General features: G+C 39.7%; 15 protein-coding genes and 1 pseudogene. 2 read left to right on the plus strand and 14 right to left on the minus strand.

The window, feature by feature from the left end; genetic code table 11:
- The first annotated feature begins 186 nt into the window (after positions 1–186).
- Positions 187–1,503 (plus strand): neutral/alkaline non-lysosomal ceramidase N-terminal domain-containing protein, encoded by a 1,317-nt coding sequence (locus tag V5M37_RS16300; RefSeq protein WP_423798227.1) that lies wholly within the window; start codon positions 187–189, stop codon positions 1,501–1,503.
- Between the two features lie 306 nt (positions 1,504–1,809).
- On the opposite strand, the pseudogene V5M37_RS16305 reads toward V5M37_RS16300, so the two are convergent.
- The 12 genes and pseudogenes from V5M37_RS16305 to V5M37_RS16360 all read right to left on the minus strand — a co-directional run.
- Positions 1,810–2,001 (minus strand): annotated as a pseudogene (locus tag V5M37_RS16305) (lactonase family protein); the annotation flags it as partial.
- A 330-nt stretch (positions 2,002–2,331) separates the two neighbouring features.
- Complete coding sequence (locus tag V5M37_RS16310; RefSeq protein WP_423798228.1) at positions 2,332–3,738, minus strand: hypothetical protein; 1,407 nt, start codon at positions 3,736–3,738, stop codon at positions 2,332–2,334.
- Between the two features lie 209 nt (positions 3,739–3,947).
- A complete protein-coding gene (locus V5M37_RS16315) occupies positions 3,948–5,759 on the minus strand; it encodes an acyl-CoA dehydrogenase family protein (RefSeq protein ID WP_423798229.1) in 1,812 nt (603 codons plus the stop codon).
- A gap of 14 nt (positions 5,760–5,773) precedes the next feature.
- A complete protein-coding gene (locus V5M37_RS16320; protein WP_423798230.1) occupies positions 5,774–6,544 on the minus strand; it encodes a citryl-CoA lyase in 771 nt (256 codons plus the stop codon).
- Positions 6,545–6,621: 77 nt separating this feature from the next.
- A complete protein-coding gene (locus V5M37_RS16325) occupies positions 6,622–8,775 on the minus strand; it encodes an acetate--CoA ligase family protein (RefSeq protein WP_423798231.1) in 2,154 nt (717 codons plus the stop codon).
- Between the two features lie 3 nt (positions 8,776–8,778).
- Positions 8,779–10,686, minus strand: coding sequence for a TRAP transporter permease (locus V5M37_RS16330; protein ID WP_423798232.1), 1,908 nt, complete (start codon positions 10,684–10,686; stop codon positions 8,779–8,781).
- 119 nt (positions 10,687–10,805) lie between these two features.
- The gene (locus V5M37_RS16335; protein WP_423798233.1) at positions 10,806–11,996 is read right to left on the minus strand and encodes a TAXI family TRAP transporter solute-binding subunit; all 1,191 of its coding nucleotides are present in this window, start codon (positions 11,994–11,996) and stop codon (positions 10,806–10,808) included.
- A gap of 384 nt (positions 11,997–12,380) precedes the next feature.
- Positions 12,381–12,785, minus strand: coding sequence for a Zn-ribbon domain-containing OB-fold protein (locus V5M37_RS16340; RefSeq protein ID WP_423798234.1), 405 nt, complete (start codon positions 12,783–12,785; stop codon positions 12,381–12,383).
- Between the two features lie 2 nt (positions 12,786–12,787).
- Entirely contained in the window at positions 12,788–13,957 is a 1,170-nt protein-coding gene (locus V5M37_RS16345) for an acetyl-CoA acetyltransferase (RefSeq protein ID WP_423798235.1), read from the minus strand.
- Between the two features lie 68 nt (positions 13,958–14,025).
- Positions 14,026–15,198 carry an acyl-CoA dehydrogenase family protein gene (locus tag V5M37_RS16350; protein WP_423798236.1) on the minus strand — a complete coding sequence of 391 codons (1,173 nt, stop codon included), beginning with the start codon at positions 15,196–15,198 and terminating at the stop codon, positions 14,026–14,028.
- A complete protein-coding gene (locus V5M37_RS16355) occupies positions 15,198–16,364 on the minus strand; it encodes an acyl-CoA dehydrogenase family protein (protein WP_423798237.1) in 1,167 nt (388 codons plus the stop codon). Before V5M37_RS16355 ends, V5M37_RS16350 begins: the two co-directional genes overlap by 1 nt.
- 396 nt (positions 16,365–16,760) lie before the next feature.
- Positions 16,761–17,567 (minus strand): IclR family transcriptional regulator, encoded by an 807-nt coding sequence (locus tag V5M37_RS16360; protein ID WP_423798238.1) that lies wholly within the window; start codon positions 17,565–17,567, stop codon positions 16,761–16,763.
- Between the two features lie 302 nt (positions 17,568–17,869).
- Between V5M37_RS16360 and V5M37_RS16365 the strand changes: the two genes are divergently transcribed.
- Positions 17,870–18,007, plus strand: coding sequence for a hypothetical protein (locus V5M37_RS16365; RefSeq protein ID WP_165976406.1), 138 nt, complete (start codon positions 17,870–17,872; stop codon positions 18,005–18,007).
- A 176-nt stretch (positions 18,008–18,183) separates the two neighbouring features.
- Here V5M37_RS16365 and V5M37_RS16370 read toward each other — a convergent pair whose 3' ends face one another.
- Positions 18,184–18,618, minus strand: a complete 435-nt coding sequence (locus V5M37_RS16370; RefSeq protein WP_423798239.1) for a CBS domain-containing protein — start codon at positions 18,616–18,618, stop codon at positions 18,184–18,186.
- A 225-nt stretch (positions 18,619–18,843) separates the two neighbouring features.
- Entirely contained in the window at positions 18,844–19,848 is a 1,005-nt protein-coding gene (locus tag V5M37_RS16375; RefSeq protein ID WP_423798240.1) for a DUF3231 family protein, read from the minus strand.
- Positions 19,849–20,166: the final 318 nt, after the last annotated feature.

The raw sequence follows: 20,166 nt of genomic DNA on the forward strand, positions 1-20,166 counted from the left end.
CGAATCCCGAATTTTCAATCGACATTATCGGACGGTAACTTTAACGTTTTATTCCTTATATACAGGTGAAATAAGTCCTACTATGCTAGATTTTCGAACTAATTGTCGCTTTTTTAGATTAAATATCATTGCATTTAGTACTGCGTCGACTTCAAAATAAAATTAATAGATTTTGGAGGTGTTTGGATGGGTAAAAAGTTTAGTAGATTTAAATCCTTATTTACTTACATAATGGTGATGACAACTCTTTTGTTGGGTGGGGTTGTGTATTCACCAACGTCTGGGTTTGCACAGGCAGGCACAAACGCAGATTTCTTAGCAGGTGTAGCAAAGGTTAGTCTTTCACCGACTCAGAACCAATTAGACGGAAAAAAGTTATACATGGGGGGATATGGCGGATATAAGACTCGAGGACCTGCTGAAGGTGTGTCAAACGATGGCATTTATGCACGTGCGCTTGCAGTAAAATCAGGGCAGGAGTCTCTCGTATTCCTTACCATTGATACAACTGTTATCGGCAATGTCATTCTCGATGCCATTCGTCAAGGTGCATCTAGCCAGACCGGCATTCCAGAAGACCATATCGTAATTAGCGCTACCCATACGCATGCTGGGCCAGATTTGAATGGATTATGGGGTGGCGTGCCAGCGGATTATAAACAATTATTCATTGAGAATTCAATCCAGGCAGTAGTACAAGCGACAGGGCAAATGAAGCATGCCACAATTAGAACGGGATCCACGACGGTACCGCAGGAATTAGTCAAAAATCGTCGCGGCCTTGGATATACCGATCAAGAATTAGGTATTTTACGGGTGCAGTCCGGCAACAAGACATTAGCAACACTAGTAAATTTCGCTGTACATCCAGTTGTACTAAGGGATGATAACAAACTTCTTTCCTCCGATTTCGTCGGATCGCTCGAGAAGGAAATTGAGTCAAAATACGGCGGTACCGCCATGTTTGTAAATGGTGCCCAGGGAGATGTTGAACCCAATGTAAACTGGAAGGTGCCGGTTTCCGAACAATATACATTAGCCAAGGATTACGGTCAATCTCTATCAAAATACGTGTTGGAAGCCATCGAAAAAAGTAAGACGGTCTCTCAGGGCATTGCTTTCCAAACACAAAATGTCACCTTCCCGGTTGAAAATCCATCCTTCATCTTCGCCAAGAATGTTGGATTATTTAATGGCTATGCTGCGATGAGACAGGAAGGAAACCAATATTTTTTCGATTGCAGGATATCTCGAATTACGCTAGGTAAAGGTGCTAACGCCGTGGAAATGGTGACCCTGCCAGGTGAAGCGGTTACCAATTTGGGTCTAAATATTCGGGACCTTATGCCAGGTGACCATAAACTGCTTCTGGGCCTGACCCATGATACTTTAGGCTATCTCATTCCAGAATCAGAATGGAGCACTACAGGTTATGAGGAGACAGTTTCATTAGGAAGAGAAGCTGGTGACATTGTTAGAAGAACAATTGAAGAATTGTATTAATCTTTAAAGTATCCTAAGGGGTTTTCAAACCATTTTCGAATTAATGGTTGGGAAACCCTGTTTTTATAAAGTGGTTGCACTATGTTTATCTGTGAAAAGATTCTTTTTCCGAGTTTGTTAGTGATTTGTTTCTAATCTGGGTCTCAGAAGCGACTACAGGTTCCCCCACGCAATCCCATTGTTGGCACATCCTATAGTAGAGGAAAAGTGTAATGAATGCATCTTATTCCTGTCTTCTTCCCTATTTGTTAACATCGAACTCCAAGAAGTATCTTTTTTCATCTAATATAAGAGGTTCGAATACCCTCAAAGAACAGCTAAACCTTGCGACCCAAAGTAAGGAAGGTTAGTCCAGGCAGCAACCTGTAATCTTGCTAGACTTACATTGTCTTGTATACTAAATACTGAGATTGTACCCTGATTTCCATTAACGGTGTAAAAATTCCGTCCATCTTTACTTACTCTAGCATCTATTGGCAGACCTTGTGCAGTACCTGGTATTTATACATTTAATAAAAGCCAATTGATTGTTCAGCTTGATCGTGATGGTAAGACCGTTCAATATTTGGATTTACGAAAAACCAAATAATAAAATCCAATCGAACGGCGTTCACTCTTCTCTTGGCATCTAGATGTTTCAACTTGAATCCGTTCATTACAGTCATATTTATGAAAGGATTCAGTAAAAATTACTGAGTCCTTTCTTACTTCCCGAATTGGTATGAATAGCTTCAATTGCTTTTCGAATGGTCTATAGTTGTAACAAGCCCAATCCGGCCACTGCTGGTATTAATAACTTCCAATATTCAACAATAGCCAATTCTACTTTTAATGAATCAAATAAACAAATGTTGATCCAATTATAAGCATGATTAATAAAAATACTCCGTTCCAACGTAACCCAACGGAAAGGCTAGATTTCCCTAATAATCTACTGACAAGTAAATTAATAGGATTAATTGGACTTAATACGGAAGATAAAGACCAGGACAGCATCAACAATAATGCCAATACCTCGGGCCGTGTTCCTAGCATATTCGCATCCATTTGGGTGACCAGGGCTGAAACGACGACTAATTGATGAACCCCAATAAAGGTAAGGACCAGGATTGTTCCGGCAACAACGAGGATAAAAAGCAAAAAAGAAATAGAAGCTGTATGAGTTAGGAAAAGTTTAATACTGTCAGCCGCAGCTGTTCCAGTCAATGCTTTAGAAAAAAGGCCAGCGCTGATAAATAAAACAATCTCATTTTTCATATTAACAACAGATGTATTTTTAAAAATAATAAACTGTTCTGTAAAATCCCTCCATTTCCCTTTCGCTACAGCCCAAAGAACAGGAAAGGTAATGGATACTAAACTCACCAAAAACAACATTGACCATTTGGTTAAAAATTCAAGAAGGAAGGTCATTCCAATGATCAGAGAAAACAGTCCGGCCAAATTAAGCATATTTTTTTGATGATTTTTACCTAGTTGGACATCATTATATTGTTCTTCACTAAGTGTCACACAAGACCTGATGACCTGACTATCTTTTCTGCGTTTTAACCAGATCCAAAATAGTAAATTTCCGGTGACTAACTGGATAATGGCAAGGGTAAATCCTAACGGTATGTAATGCAGAATAGGAACTTTAAGTTGATAAAGAACCAGGGCAACCGATGCGTAATAGGGAGACCATAGGATCACAGATGAAAACCCCACCAGATAGGATTTTGCAAGTATTTCAGGGGCAAGTTTAAAACTTCCAATCAGTTCATGCAGGATTCGAATGGTACCAAGATTCAATACCGGTCCTAGGCAAAACAATAAGATCGAAATGATGCCAAATAATTTTCTTAAATGATAAGCTAGTTTCTCTACAAAAAATTGAATGGAATGAAAATACCCGCCGAGTTTCATTGGAATTGTCAACAGAGGAACCAATATAATAAGACTTAATAAAGGAAGGTAGGAGAGTAAGCCCTTCACTGTCCCCTCAATCGCTGCACCTTTATATATATTTATAAAAAATCCAAGTATAAACATAGAAACACTAAAATAACGAGGAAGAGGCTCGGCTTGTTTAAGGTTGGATAAAAAAACAACGATGGTGAGGGCTGCGAGGAAATAATCAAAGATATTGGAATGGGTAAAATTGTGAAGAATATAGAGCAAACACATGGCAAGGATCAGTAAACTTTTCACCTGTATATTTTCTTTTGCTCTAGGCATTAACCTGGTTACCAACAATTTTTTCAACTCCGTTAAATAAAATTTCTTTTTCATCAGCGTGACTAAGGAAATGAATCACCGATAATAGGGATAGCCCCCATTAGGAACACTTGGAAGTTTTGGCTGCTTATTAAATGGGGACTATTATATTTTTTGAAAGAACCTATTTTTTGGTGCGGAGCATCAACTATCCTATCTCTTGCCTTTATGGCGGATCCTCAACTCTTTTACTTAGTTGACGCTTTAGTTGATACTTTTACATTCTTCTCCATTGCGGTCAATAATGGATCGATAATATTTTCAGGAATGCTCTCCCAATCGATAATCGCGTCAAGCCATTCATTTACGTTCTTATCAAAAATACCCGTATCATCCTCCAGGTGTAAGTACCGTTGAAAATAATGGATAAAAAGACATAATTTTCGATAACCGCCGTTCGACGAAAGCTGAAATTCGGCTTCTTGGAGCAGCAGGCTTGCCGTAAAAAGATGGTACATTCGGTTCATAAACCGTTTCGCGGAAATTTCTTGTTCAAGTGATTTCCCATGGACGATTTGCTCTACTTGTTCTTTGAATTTTTCCATTTTCCATCGGCAAAGTTCTGCTGCACGTTGCACATGAGGATTTTTTAAACCTGACAGCCGCTTTTCCAAATCACTAATAAATGCCCTTCCGCCATCATCCTTGTGAATGGCTCTTAACACATCCAAAGCAACGATATTGGTTGTTCCTTCCCAAATGGAGCCGACATGGGCATCTCGAACGAGCTTTGGATTTACCCATTCTTCAATGTAGCCATTGCCACCGCGAATTTCCATTGCCTCTGCAGTTACATATCGTGCCTGTTTGCAAATAGTCCCTTTAAGCAGAGGGGTTAAAATCCGAAGCAGTTTTTTCGATTCTTCATGATTACCCTCAGCCAGATCAAAGACATGGGCTGTGTAAAAAATGGCCGATGAGGCTGCCTCTGTCATAAGGAGCAGTTCAAACAGGCTCTCTCTCATTAAAGGCAAATCAATAAGGGCCTGACCAAATGCCTTTCTTCCTCTTACTGTCACCAGCGCCTCTGTAAAACTTCGTCTCATCATGGCTGCAGAACGGACGGCATTGGAAAGCCGGGAGGAATTAACCATTGACATCATTTGTTTAAAGCCACTGTCAAGATTTCCGATGACATAACCAACCGCCCCTTCAAAAGTAACTTCTCCGGAGGCCATATCCCTTGTTCCTAGCTTATCTTTTAACCGGTTGATTCGATATCGATTTTGTTCACCGTTTTCCAGTTTTTTAGGCACTAAAAACATGGCCAGACCTTTGGTACCAGCACTCGATCCTTCTGGACGTGCCAGCACCAGTGCAACATCCGCAGATACGTTTGAACAAAACCATTTATCCCCCCAAATCTCCCAATGGTCACCTGCCTTTTTAGCTGTTACAGTGTTGGAACCTACATCTGATCCTCCTTGCTTTTCTGTCATGAATTGTGCACCAGTCCAAAGTTCACTTGGATCGGTACTGAGCATTCGAGGTAAGTATTTGTTCTTTATTTCAGGACTTGCATATTGTTCAATGACTCGGGCCGCTGAATCGGTCATACTCATTGGGCAGCAAAGTCCAAACTCGGATTGCGCAAATAGATACCAAAATGCATATTTTAACACTCTCGAAAAAGGAGTCGGCCACCCCATCACACCTGGGCGATGGGACATGGCTACTAGCCCAAATTCACCATAACCGATTTCCTCCATTCGTTGATAGGCCGGGTGATATTTTACAATATCAACTCTTTCCCCTTGTCGATTGTAAGGGATTAATACCGGAGGATGTTGGTCCGCATCACGGGATAAGTCATCTAACTCAGTACCTGCCACATCCCCCAATTTTGATAATAGTGGAAGTGCTTTTTCATACTCATCCTTCGAAACATAGAAACGCATTAATAAATCTAAGTTTGGATCATCAAGGAAAAAATTAAGTCCTTCCGTCTCTGGCATTCCTCCAAGCTTAGGTTCCAGACTTAGTAAATGATTATTCTTCAAGAATAAAACCTCCATTAACCTCGATAGTCCGTATGTTCTTCGATATAATCGAACAATTGCTGTCCGAAACTTTCTTTTCTTCCCACTTCTATTTCTTCTACAATATGCGCGACTAATCCGACAGCCCGGGCAGCAACCGCAAGCGATTTGACAATTCGATAATCAATCCCCATGTCGGCCATAATGGCGCCAATGGCACCAACAGCATTTAGGGTAACCGTCTTTCCTTTTTTCTCGCAAAATTGTCTATGAATCTCATTAAGAAGCTTTGAGTTCTTTCCGTTGAAGCCTAGGTCTTCAGCAATCGCAAATAATCGGGTTGTTCGTGGATCTTCGGGTTTATGAACGGGATGTCCAAATCCGGGAAGCTGCTTTCCGCTTTCCTGCCTCTCATTAATGACAAGAGAAGCGATTTCTTGCAGATCTCTTTCCTCTCCATATTTTTTAAAGGCATCCTGAAGCATTTCTGCAACATATTCCATTGCCCCAAGATAAACAGTTCCCGCACCAAGCAACCCTGCCGCAACGGCTGATTGAACAGATTCGGGTGCTCCTAAATAAGTCAGCCTTGTTGAAATAGAGCTTGGAGTATACCCATGCTCGCAGATGGCTACTAATAGTGCGTTAAGCATCTTGGATTCATTTTCTGTCGGTTTCCGATGCATCGCTCCGAGAAATGCCATATCAGCCAGAGTAATTTTTCCGATTAAATCTTCTGTTAGGTCATAACCGTGAACAAAAATTCGATCACGGGTTGATTTACCAATTTTCGTTTGAAATTCCATTGTTAGCTATACCTCCAAAATTTTATATTTTTGAAGCACATTAGCATGTTTTTAACTCCTGTCCTATTCGTTTTGGATTAAATAGTTCCTGCTGAAACAGTAGATTCCACACCGTTTTTCCAGATAATAATTCCGTCTAGGGCAGCAATGCCTTTCCCATCTTCGAACACCCATAATGGATTTATGTCCATCTCACTGATTTTTTCCTTATGCTGTGCCGCAAACTGTGATACCTGCACAATGGCCACCGCCAGGGCAGAAACATCTCTTTTCTTTTTACCTCTGGTTCCTTCTAACAAAGGATAACCCTTTAGTTCTTTTAACATATCAAAGGCTTCTTGTTTACTAACTGGTGCCCGGCGAATCGAAGCATCCTTTAGCACTTCGATGAAAATCCCGCCAAGACCGCAAACAATTAAAGGTCCAAATTGGGGGTCTTGTTTTACCCCAATAAACATTTCGATTCCTTCATCTTGAAACATCTCCTCCGCTAGAATTCCTTCGATCTTTGCATCCGGAGCATATTGTTTAACAGATTGCAAGATTTCGTCAAAGGCATTCTCTAGTTCAAGAGAATTTTGAATGTTAATCTTCACACCGCCTGCGTCTGTTTTATGCAGAACATCACGGGAAATTACTTTACATACAACCGGATATTGGAGATGTTCTTTTACTGCTTCTAAGTGGCTGCGATCTTTAATGAGCGTGCCCTTTGGAACGCGGATGTCCAGCTTTGAAAGCTCTTCCTTGACACGTTCCTCTGTCCAAATCCCTGTCATTTCTCCCTTAGACTTTTCGATATTCTGATTTTCTAGAACTTGCAGCCCTGCTTCTTCTTTCCTGCAGTAGGCCGAAAAATCGACTAAATATTTTAATGCCATCATTGTTTTATAAGAGGTAGAGAAAACAGGAACGCCAGCTTCTTGGAGAATGGCTCTTCCAGGACCGGTCAACTCACTGGTTCCCGTGATTGTGACAAGAATTGGTTTGTCTGTTAATTTATCAATCTCAGCTATTTTTTGACAGATTTTCTTCCCCAGATCCCCGCCAAACGTAGTTTGAAAGACTATGGCATCAATGTCTTGATCATTAATTAGAATCTCAAGTGTGTCCGTTAAAATATGCTGTTCCTTTAGTGCTTGAGCAGTAACATCAATTGGATTCAGCGCTGAACCGTATGGAGGGATAATGGCTTTTATTTCTGCAGCTGTTTCCGTAGACAAACGAACCATTTCCAATCCTAGCACTTCGCTATAATCTGCCATGGCAATTCCTGCTGCACCTGAATTGGATATAGTGACAACACGATTGCCAGCAGTCTTCTTGCGTCTCCTAAAAACCTTCATGGCATCAATCATGTCATCGACATCATTTACTGAAATGAATCCATATTGTTTGGCAATAGCTTGGAACGTTTCTTCTGATCCAGTTAAGGAAGCCGTATGGGATAAAGCGGCTTGCCTGCCAATTTCAGAACGGCCAGACTTTAATAAAATAACTGGTTTATTCAACCTTTTAGACGTTTTGGAAATTTCAATCAGCATTTCCCCATCAGGTATACCCTCAAGGTAACCTGCCACGACCTTTGTATCTTCATCTTCGAGCATATATTCGATGCAATCAAGCGAATGAATATCCATTTGGTTTCCTGTATTGACGATATAGGAAAAACCTATATTCTCCTCTTGAGCTAATCCAAATAAGGAAAATCCGATCGCACCACTTTGGGAAGCGAAACCAACATTGCCCGGTTGGAATCCCTTTTCTGTTTCAAACGAAGTTGCAAAACCCATAGGGATTGTCTTTTTAACGTTTAATAAGCCTACGCAATTCGGACCCAGTATGTGAATCCCCGCTTCCTTAGCTTTTTTCAAAACTTGCTCTTGCAGCTTTCTTCCTTCCTCACCAACCTCAGCAAAACCTGAGCCGAATAGAACCAAATGGTAGATTTGTTTCGTTTTACATTCTTCCAGAATTTGCAGCATTCGTTTGGAGGCAACTGCGATTAAGGCGACATCAACCTCTCCGGGAATATCTAAAAGGCTTGGATAACAAGGAATTCCCTCAATTTCATCATATTTTGGATTAACAGGATAAATTTTCCCCTTATAATTGTGATGAATTAAGTTTTTTATTGGTTTACCACTTATAGAGGTAAAGTCCTTCGATACACCAACAATCGCAATCGATTGGGGATTCAAAAAGCGGTCAATCGCATTTATTTTTGACATATTTTAAACCTCCTGTCCTTTTTCCTTGTTGACATTTAGTGAAACTTTAATTTTAAAGAGATAGATTAATCCCAAGATAACGAGTCCGATAATCAGCAAATAAAGATTCATGAAAAACATCAATAACCCTCCAGCAAATAACAATAACCGTTCTACAATCTTTAACGCTCCTGCTCCTAAAAGGTATCCTTCAATGGATGAAGCAATCATGAATATCCCTAAAATCGAAAGAACTATGCTTAGAACTGTCTCAAAAGGCTCGCCGCGACCAATTAAAATGGCCGGATTGTAAATCATAAAGAATGGAACGATAAACTTAACAGAACCAAGCTGCACCGATTGAAAACCTGTTTTCATCGGACTGGCACCTGCGATACTTGCTGTGGCAAACGCTGCTAAAGCAACAGGCGGTGTGATATAAGAAACAGTTGCCCAATATACTACATATAAGTGGGCGGCAATAGGATCCACGCCAACAGTGATTAATGCCGGCGCCATGATTACGGCCAAAAACACATATACGGCAGATACGGTCATCCCCATCCCGAGAATAAAACTCGTAAGCGCTCCGCCTATTAAGATAAGGAATGTGTTGTTTCCCGCAGCAGCAACCAGTTCTCTTGAAAGGGAAAAGGATACTCCTGTCGCTGATAGAGCTCCGACGATAAAACCGACTCCTGCAATGATCACGACGATATCGGCTAATACTTTTCCGATTTCCAAAACCATATCAAAATACTGCTTCTTGTTCATTCGTGTTTCTTTTTTGATCATCGTTAGTAGAATTAAAGCAATACTTGCTAAATAAGGCGCCTGACCTTCTGAATTTAAGAATCCTAAAAAGGCAACCATGATGAAAAGAGCAAATATAAAGTGCCAACCATCTTTCAATGTCTTCCAAAATGGGGGAACTTCCGATTTTGGCAATCCTTTTAAATTATTTCTTGCAGCATATCCGTCTATCTGAATAAATAATCCAAAGAAATATAAAAAGGCGGGCACTGCAGCAGCTAGGGCGATATGGTAATAGGGGGTTGCCAAAAAGGATGCCATAATAAAAGCAGCCGAACCCATAATTGGCGGTGTAATCGTTCCGCCTGTTGAAGCAGTTGCTTCAATCGCTGCTGCATAATATGGTTTATATCCTGCCTTTTTCATTGCGGGAATCGTCATGGCCCCGATGGTTACTGCATTTGAAACAGCACTTCCGCTTAACATTCCAAAAAACGCGCTTCCCACAACGGCAACCTTTGCCGAACCACCCCTTGTTCTGCCGAATAGGGATAGTGCCAGCTTAAAGAAGAAATCTCCTCCGCCGGTACGAGTGATCACTACGCCAAACACAAGAAAACCAAGAAGCAAGTTTCCGATCGTAGTATAAGCAATCCCAAAGACGCTGTTGGAACTTAAAATATGGTTTCTAGCTAATGTTAAAAAGTCATAGGATTGACCCTGTAATAGACTGATAGGTACATTGGAAGCAACGAGGGGATAAAGGGAAATCACCAAGCAAATAAGGGCTAAGACAAGGCCTGCAGTTCGACGAAGTGCTTCAAGTAACAAGGCCCATAACACAATACTGAAATATGTAGGAATGGTTGGAGCGTTCCAATCCCAGCCTTCTTCGATGATACGCTTTCCTTGTAAACCAAGGTAAACAGTAATGATGACTGAAACAGCAAAAAAGACAACATCATACCATTTGACGGATGTTTGAGTTTTCTTGGCAGGGAAAATTAAAAATGAAATCGGCATAAAACAGCCTAGCAAATAGATGAGGTAAGCATTCTGGATGGGGTTAATTCCAAACAAATGGATATAAAACAACATATTAATAGAAAGACAAACACCAATAACAGTGGAAATTGCCACGACTACTTTCCAAAAAAAATTAAGCCTTTCTGTTTTCAAGCGAGATCCCCCAATCTTATTATTATCGAATTTTTGATAGTCTCTCCGTTGCTGAGATCTTGATAAAAAAGAATGTCAGCCAGCTTTCAGCGGCTGACTTTCTTTTTTATATATAAAACTTATTTTATAAGTTCAGCCTTTTTCTCTAACCAATAGGCTGGAAACTTATCATTAGAAATGCCTTCCTTTTTAGATTCATCGACTACCTTATCCCAGGCAGTTTTTAGTTTCTTATATCTTTCGGCCAATGCATCATTTTTCGCTTGTTTTTCATCACTCCACAAACCTTTTTCTTTTAAGAACTTAATCGTCCCCTCGTGGAATGGGATACCGCGTGGCTCTGTCAACACTTTATCTTTTGAATATAGGGCCAAGTTTGGTATCGCCTTTTGATAGTCATTAAAGTTTTCATCCATAGCTTTTAATAACTGATAAACAGTATCTGCATCCTGGCTGGCATAACCGCCGATAAGATATCCATGACCCAAGACATTTGTTGCGCCTTTCATTCCAGCACCGTTATCCATTGTATATGGGAACAGCCATGATGCCGTCTTTTCTACACGTGCCCAGCCTTCCTTGTCTTTAGGATCCATTTCAAGCCAGCGAATTCCGCCCTTACTGTCTGCTTCAAACATGGTGGAAGCGGTTGGATTAATTCCGGCTACGTCGATTTGCCCTTGTAGGAGAGCATCACCTTGTCCTGCATAGGAAGTAATATCCACCGGTTTTACATCGTCCCATGTGAGACCTGCAAAGGCCAATATTGCTTCGTTTTTAATATTAACGGAGGAATTACCAGTAATTCTAGGAACCCTTTTTCCTTTTAAATCTGCAATCGATTTAATATCTGAATCTTTTCGAACCGCAAACCCAAATTGACTAATTGGTGCCCAAATGGCCCTTACATCTTGAGGACCCCAATCGGGTTTCGCAAATTCTTCCATTGCTTCAAAAGAAAATTGAATTTCATCACCCAATTTTCCAATAGAAGCTTGATTACTCTTTAATGGCAGCATTCGTCCTACCCCACTGGCGGATGGAAGCATCCTAATTTGTGTTCCATATTTACTAGTCAATGTGTTTGCAATTGCTGACATTTCTGCGTATCCACCGGACCCAACATCGTATACACTCCATGTCATTTGTTTGGGAAGTGAGACAGTACTAGAAGCTGTGGAAGTACTTTTGTTTGAAGCTGGTTTTTTCTCAGTTCCGCTGCTTTTCAGTGATCCATTACTACTGCAGCCTACCAATAAAATGGAGAGTAAAAAGATAGCCATTAAGAATTTTAGCGGTTTTTTCAACATCCATAATCCCCCTTCATTTAAAGCCTTCCTACCTGAAAAAGATGTTAGATCATTACTTTTTTTAGGTAGGAAACCGTTTTCATATTTCTACTAAATTTATTTTATATATAAAATATATTTTCGTCAATGAAATTTTATAAAATTCAGTATTTTCCGTTAACATATATTTCATCTAATGAAAAAAGGAGATATTGGTCGTTTTGATAGGAATTCCTCATAGTGTTTGCAAAGTTGAAACATTGTGAAAGGATCTTAACAGATGAGGTTTTTAATATAATAGAATAGTTTTCGCTTTATACCAAAACTATTTCCGTTTTGGATTCCGAGCCTTCTTGGTTTAAGGCTAGAGGAGCATCAGTATGTGATGTTCCCCTAGTGTTCATGTTAGATAGCTCTTGGTTTGAATTTCGGTAATGTAAAATCTCCTTCTACTTGAAAGACCACTTCAACTGGCATATCACATTCTACTTTATCTACATCTACATCAATGATATTACTAAGCATACGAACCCCTTCGTCTAATTCGATCAATGCAACAACGTACGGAACTTCATCTTTAAATGCCGGGCCCCCTGGGCGTCTTGCTATGGTAAAGGAATAAACCTTTCCAACTCCAGAGGATTGCACCCATTCGACTTTTTCAGAAAAACAATTTGGACATAAGACCCGAGGATAAAAAATGTAGCTGGAGCAGTCCTCACATTTTTGAATCAATAGTTTATGCTCTTTACACCCTTGCCAAAATACATAGGAGTCTCCATCAGGTATAGGCAGCGGTTTTTCTATCATTTTTAATCCCTCCCTAAAATAACCACGGATGTAGAGGAAAGCGTTCCGCCTGTTCCCGCCACAAGAGAAATTTTTGAATTTTTTACTTGCCTCTCTCCCGCCTCTTCTCTCAACTGACGCACAGCTTCAATTAACAAGAAGATTCCGTACATTCCAGGGTGAGCATAGGATAGCCCCCCGCCATTTGTGTTCAAAGGAAAATCCCCTCCTGGAGCTGTCCGCTGATTCGAAACAAAATCCCCTCCCTCTCCAGGTTTACAAAAACCTAGAGACTCTAGTGTAAGTAAAACAGTAATCGTGAAAGAATCATAGATTTGCACAACATCAATTTCATCATGAGTGACTCCTGCCATCTCAAATGCTCTCTTTCCTGAGACAGCCGCTGAAGTTACTGTTAAATCCGGCATTGCTTGAATGGACCAGTGGCTGTGAGACTCTCCTTGTCCTAGAACCCATACCGGTTTTTTTCGGCAGTCTTTGGCCCGTTCAGCTGAGACCAAAACAATCGCACCCGCCCCATCCGTAACTAAACAGCAATCTAGTAAATGTAATGGGTCACAGATCATGGGTGAAGTTAAAACATCTTCAATCGTTAAATGATCACGCATCGTAGCGTGTGGATTTAATTGCGCCCATTTTCTGGTAGCTACTGCAATTTCCGCCAATTGTTCTGGCTTTGTCCCATATTGGTGCATATGGCGATGGGCTGCCATAGCGTAAGCACCTGCAGGCGACGGCAATCCATATGGAGTTTCGTATTGGGCCGTTAAGACTGGCGGTCGTCCAGCCAATGTACGGGATTTTTCAGAGCGCTGCGTACTTCCATAGAGGATTAAAGCTACTTCACATAATCCTGATTGAATGGCTGCAGCCGCATGGCCGACATGCGCTTCAAAGGCTGATCCGCCTATTTGAGTGGAATCGGTATACTTTGGTTGAATCCCTAAGTATTCAGATACCACAACTGATGGAAAGGAACCGATGCCAGGTAATCCCCAAAGTCCGGCAACAAAAATCCCATCGACATCATCCTTTGTTAATCCGGCATCCTCTAATGCTCTTTTTGCAGCAATCGCCTGTATTTGTAAAACCGAATGACCGTGTTTTACTTTTCCTTTCTCAAGTTCAACATCTCCAACGCCGACAATAGCAGCTGCCCGTTTGATTGACATCTTTTCACCTACCCTTTATTTTTTTTTTGTTACGCACAGAAGTCATTTTTCCTTTATTTGGTGAATGATTAAATTGTTATTCCTTGAGGTTTTTCAGAAGGTGAAAGTAAGTTTTGCATGACAAATTCAATCATGATCGACGGATGGGTAATGTGGTAAAGCTGGTAAATAGAAGATTTGTACCAATAATGAATGCTTTCTTCCCATGTAAAGCCCATTCCCCCGTGAAGCTGGATCGCATCTTCACAGACTTTTTTATACATTTCTGTACTAAAATAGCGGCTTGCCATAACATTCAATAAGTTTTTATCCTGATTTGTTTCCTGTTGAGCTGCTATATAAAAACTGTAGCTGCGCGCTTTTTCAATAGCAATATGCATATCGGCAATCATATGTTTCACCGCTTGGAAGGATCCAACTGGAACTCCAAATTGCTTCCGCTCGGCCACATAATGGATGGTTCTTTTTAATACTTCCTCTGCACCGCCAATGATTTCTCCATTAGTACAAAGTAAATACTGAATAACTTGCTCATTTAACAACTCTTGGTGGTCAGTGTCGAATCCTTCAATAAAATCCAATTTATTAATCCAAACATGATCAAGCTGGATGGTTCCTTGCGGTTTGGCCAGTTCCACTGATTCCTCGGCTGAAACCGTTACGCCCTCCAGGCTGGTATTTAATAATGCTAGAGAAACACCCCCGCTATTGTCTCTTACAGGCAATAGACAATAATCTGCGTGCTGGATAAACGGGATATGTTTGATTTCACCTGTCAATTGAATTCGGTTGGTTTCCCGATTTGCTATTTTGATAGATGGCCAATTGAAGTCTATTCCATTTTGGGACTTTGCCAACTGAGGCAAGACCGTGGTGATGAGGCTTTCTCCAGATAGCAAAAGGTCTAATTGTTGTTGTTGAACAGACGATAATTTTAATTGACTTAGGAGCGGGACAATGAATCCAGCTGTTAACAAATAAGGGCCAGGAAAAGGTCTTTCTCCAAACGATTCTGACAGATACATCAAGTCAAGAGATGTCATATCCTCAAAGACCTGCCATTTTCCTTGTGCCAGTATTCCGAGCCAGCCATTATCTGCCAGTTTCCTCCATGCATCCTTTGAAAAGCCGTGTTTCTTTTCGACTATTTCTTTAAAATGTTCTAGTGTCATCTCTTTTTTTAACAATGATTGCAGAGCCTTTTTTAACATTTGCTGCTGTTCAGAAAAGCGGTATTCCATTATGCTCTCCCCCCTTTTGAGCTAGGCAGTCCCAGAGATTTAGCGATAATATTTTTTTGAACTTGTGTCGTTCCGGCATAGATTGTTTCGGCTCGTGATATAAGAAATTTCTGTAACCACACTTCATGTTCCCCTTTAACTAACGATTCTTCGCCTAGAACTTCCACGCCTAAATTAAGTAAATCTTGATGACTTTCACTCCAAACTAGTTTGGCTATGGCGGGGATGGCACCGTTATCATCACCTTGAGCAATAAGGGCAATATTCCGTAAGGAGATACTTTTTAATATTTCACAGGATAAATAGGACTGAACTAATTTATTTTGCAGGACGGAGCTGATTGCTTGCGAGTTGTCATTGTTTATCTGATTTTGAAAAAGCGAAACTAGCTGCTGGAATTCTTGCTGCATTTTTAAGGCGCGCTGCGCAAAATGAATTCCACGTTCGTTGGCAAGCGAATAATTAGCCATCTCCCACCCGTTATTTATTTCTCCAACGACATCCTCGATTGGAACAACGGCATCATCTAGAAAAACTTCAGCCAGTTCTGATTCACCGGCAATATTTTTTATTGGCCGTACTGTGACACCTGGCTGTTTCAAATCTAAGATCATCAGGCTAATGCCTTTGTATCTGGATTCTCCCGTTCGGACCAAGATATAGCATTTATTTGCATAGGGAGCATAAGATGTCCATACTTTTTGACCATTTAATACATAATGGTCTCCTTTACGTTCTGCTTTTGTTTGAAGACCAGCTAAATCCGATCCGGCAATCGGTTCTGAGAAACCTTGACACCATATGTCGTCATGATAAAGCATCCGGGGTAGATAGTGCTTCTTTTGTTCTTCTGTTCCATAGCGAATTAATGTCATTCCAAAAATGCCAATTCCATTGGAATTTAACACTTCGGGTGCATTGACCCGTACTAATTCTTCAATATAAACTAACTGTTGTTCCAGCGTTAATCCGAGACCGCCATACTCTTTTGGCCAAGCAGGTGCTACCCATCCTCCCTGACCCAACATTTTGCCCCAAGTTCTTCGTCTTTCCACCAATTCCTCGCCAGTTACTTCATCGTTCCACTCCTTCGGAAAGTTGGCCACTAACCAGGTGCGAAAAGACTCGCGAAAAGACTCCGCCTCTTGTGAGTACTCAAAATTCATTCAGCTTTCCCGCCTTTCATTGCTCATATTTTGATGGCACACAGCTTCAAAGGTGCCTGACACCTTGAATACTCCCTCATTGTTCATTGCTATCCCTAAAATAATTCTATAATTCTGTTATTGCATGAAACGGCCGCCAGTCACTCCTATATATTAAGATGATGAAAGAAAGGAAACATTTGTTAATCTATTCAAGATTTTATATGTAAAAAAAATTTTCGTCAATGAAATATTTTAATATTTAGAAAATTAGGCCATTAGTTATACTGAGGAAGGAAGACCTTTACGATTTGGCTCTTCCAGGGAGTTTAGTGAAAAAAATAAAAAAGGAACGTTCGATGGGGATACGTTCCTTTAGATGATTATTTCGATATATAAATTTTTTATAAAAAAGACTTATTTTTTACTTACATAACCGCTTATTTTGAAACTAACTTCCTGTCCAACTCTTTTAATGAGTTCGCCCATTTTTACAATTTCATTATCGTTAAATTGGGCGGTCATACCAATAATTGAAATGGCCATATCCACAGATCCGTCAGTATTAAAAAGAGGTGCCGAGATCCCTACGATTCCATCAATGTACTCTCCAAAGGTTGTGGCATATCCATTCTCTCGGATGGTTGGCAATTCTTTTATCAGTTCTTGAATCTCCTCTGAAGACATTGTTCGCAGTCCTTCATTGGTATGTAAAAGTTCGCCAGCATCTTCTTCTTCCATATAAGCTAATAAACATTTACCATAGGAACCATCAATGACTGAAAAGTGCCTTCCTACCGATACATTAATTCCAAACTCTTCCCCCTCAGCCTTAGCAATAATGGTTGAGCGTTTTTTACCAATTCTGCTGACAAGAAAAGCGGTTAGTCCCGTTTTTTCTGAAAGACTCTCCAAGTACGGAATAATGACAGAGATATCAAATTGATTTTCTTTTGCTCTTTCCCCTAAGACAACCAGATACGGGCCAAGACTATACCGCTTTGAACTTTTATCAAAACGAACAATCGATAGTTCCTCTAACTTTTGCAAAATCCGAAAACAAGTAGTTGGGGTAAGGGAAAGCGCTTTAGAAATCTCAGTTAAATTACTTTTACTAAATTTTTTTCGGCTTAGTAAAGTTAATATTTTAAACGCACTATCAACAGCTGGAACGTTGTATTTGGGCTTTTTCTTTTCCTCAATTCCATTCTTATTATCTTCCATTCAAATTCCCCTTTAATTTTATAATAATAGGCACTAAGTAAAACAATTATAATTGATCGTATTTTCGAGATCTTTAAATTACCAATTTTTAATAATTTTATATATAAAAAAGTTTTTTGTCAAAGAAAACACTTTCATGATGGTAATACCGTGCAATATTTGGATCTACGAAAAACTAAATAAAAAAATCAGCCAAAGACAAAATGTCAAAACCATACGGATCTGACTCAGCGGACATAAAATCTTCGTTACTGCTCATACTATATTTATAAAATATTTTAAATGAATTGAGGTTTTGGAAAATGGATGAAATGAGAACTACCAATCAAGTAGAAGAAGTAAATAAACACCTAAAAGAAATTCCCAAAGAAGTCGAAGCAAGAAGTATTGAAAATCAGCCTCAAACCGGTAAAAACGAGAAAGCTATCGAGCCGTTTTAGGCCTATAGGAACTGATGTAGCTAGAATAGTAATAAAAACAGAGTATGGAATTTCCCCATACTCTGTTTTTTCATTGCCGTAGCTCTAATAATTGAATAAAAAACGCCAATCACTTCTATTATAAAATAGTGGCACAGACCCTGGTATGGATCTGTGCTTTTAAAAGTATCCCCTTACTATTGTTGTGGTGCAGAAGGAGTTGAAATACTTTGTAATGCCTCTTCTGCCTCGTTTGCATATTTATTTTGTACGGCTAAATCACCTAAAGCAACCATTCCTACGATTTGTCCATTTTCGACTACCGGCAATCGACGAATTTGCTGCTCCGCCATTAAATTTGCTGCCTGATGAACATCCATCTCAGGTGTACCTTGTACGATTTGCTGTGCAGTCATGACTTCAGATACTGGTGTTTGTGCATCTTCACCTTGAGCTGTCGTACGAAGGGTGATATCGCGATCTGTTATAATTCCAACAATTTGTTTGTTGTTATTTACTACTGGGATTGCTCCGATATTATATTCGCTCATTAATGCTGCAGCTTCCTGTACTGTCTGTGTTTCCTTAACTGAAACTACATTTGATGTCATGATATCTCTTAATTGCGCCATGAAAATTCCTCCCATCATATTTACCTTTATAGGATAGGGAAGATTGGCGATATTATTAATGGAAGTTTTTTCAAATATATCTTAACGCTTTTAACAAACCGGTGCTTGAACGATAGAAGGATTTGTCGTGATGGTAGCTTCCTTGCTTATTGAAGTAAAGGAAGTTTGGTTAAAGAAGGATTTTCTAATAAATAAAATGCCCAACCGATTGAAGGGCATTTCTTGTTATTTTTGTTTTGCAATTTCTGTTCTATTAGGTGCAAGTGGAGGTTGTTCTAGCCATTTATTTTTCACCATAATATTAAACCAGTTTTTTGTAACCATAAGATTTTGTAAAATAGTTGCTTCATAAGTGGTCACGAGGTCCGTTCGCATAGCTGTTGCAAGACCAGCCCCATGATAGGTTTGTGCAATTTGAAACAAAAATCCCATGTGGTACATTAATAACTTATCAGAAAATGGAGAGTCAGTTGAAATTGTCACTTCAGTTTCCATTGATTTTGGAACTGGTAAGTTATCAGCTTGTAGTAGTTTTGCTAATGCTTTTATTTGTCCATCAGCTGTTTCCTCAGATTCAGTTAAAAATTTCCTAACTTCTTTGGATTCCGCGACCTGGCTGAATGCAATAGAAAGGGTTTTTGCCATTATGCTTTTTTTCAGGTTAAAAGAAATACTAATGATTTCTGTGGCAGCAAGAGTTCTTCCCTTTCCAAAATGACCATCTTTGAAATCAGTGCTTGAAATAAATTGAGGATGTTCATATGCATAAAATAATGGGTCTCTCTGAAAAAGCCCTTTGTCAAGCAATAATTCAATCGTTTGGTGATACATCCTTTTTGCATCACCATCACAAGAGTCGTAAAAGTCCCTTAAGTCTTTTCTAACAGAAATGCTTAATGCCGTGATATGTCCTAATAATCCATGTAAAGTCATTACGTGTAAATAATGCAGGCAGAATGCATCTGAAAACAATCTCTGTTTTCCTGCATACAGGTCGGATTCATTAAATCCAATTGGGACAGGAAACCCCTCATTCTCAAAAAAGGTGATCATTTGTGTCTTTTGTTTTTCAAACGTCTTGAGAGCATCATGAAAAATCGCCTTTATTGCTTCGTCTTCAATAATGGAGTACATATATCTATTTACTACGTCTACCGCTGTTCCGTTTACATACTCGCCCCATAAAGAACCAATTTCAGAAGATGTCAATTTCAAATTTTCCGTATCCATATTTTCACCTCCCTAGTATTATTTCCTGATTTCAGAAGATATTCGGGTTTTTAATGTGAGAAGAGAGTTGCTTATGAGTTAATGAAACCGATACTCTAAAAAAGTTATTAAACAAAAATAAACGGAATGACATACACTCTAGCCTGCTACAAAAACATACCCAAATAAAGAAGCTTAGTGCTCCAACAGCAATAATCGCTATAAATTCCACCAGTTCTAAAACATCACCAACAGTTGACGAATCAGATACAAACGATACCCTGCCGTAATAGCGTCGATACGGATTTTCGCATACATTTGCATGTTGAATCTGATACA

The sequence above is a fragment of the Neobacillus sp. SAB-20_R2A genome (assembly GCF_049568635.1).
Taxonomy (GTDB): domain Bacteria; phylum Bacillota; class Bacilli; order Bacillales; family Cytobacillaceae; genus Neobacillus; species Neobacillus citreus.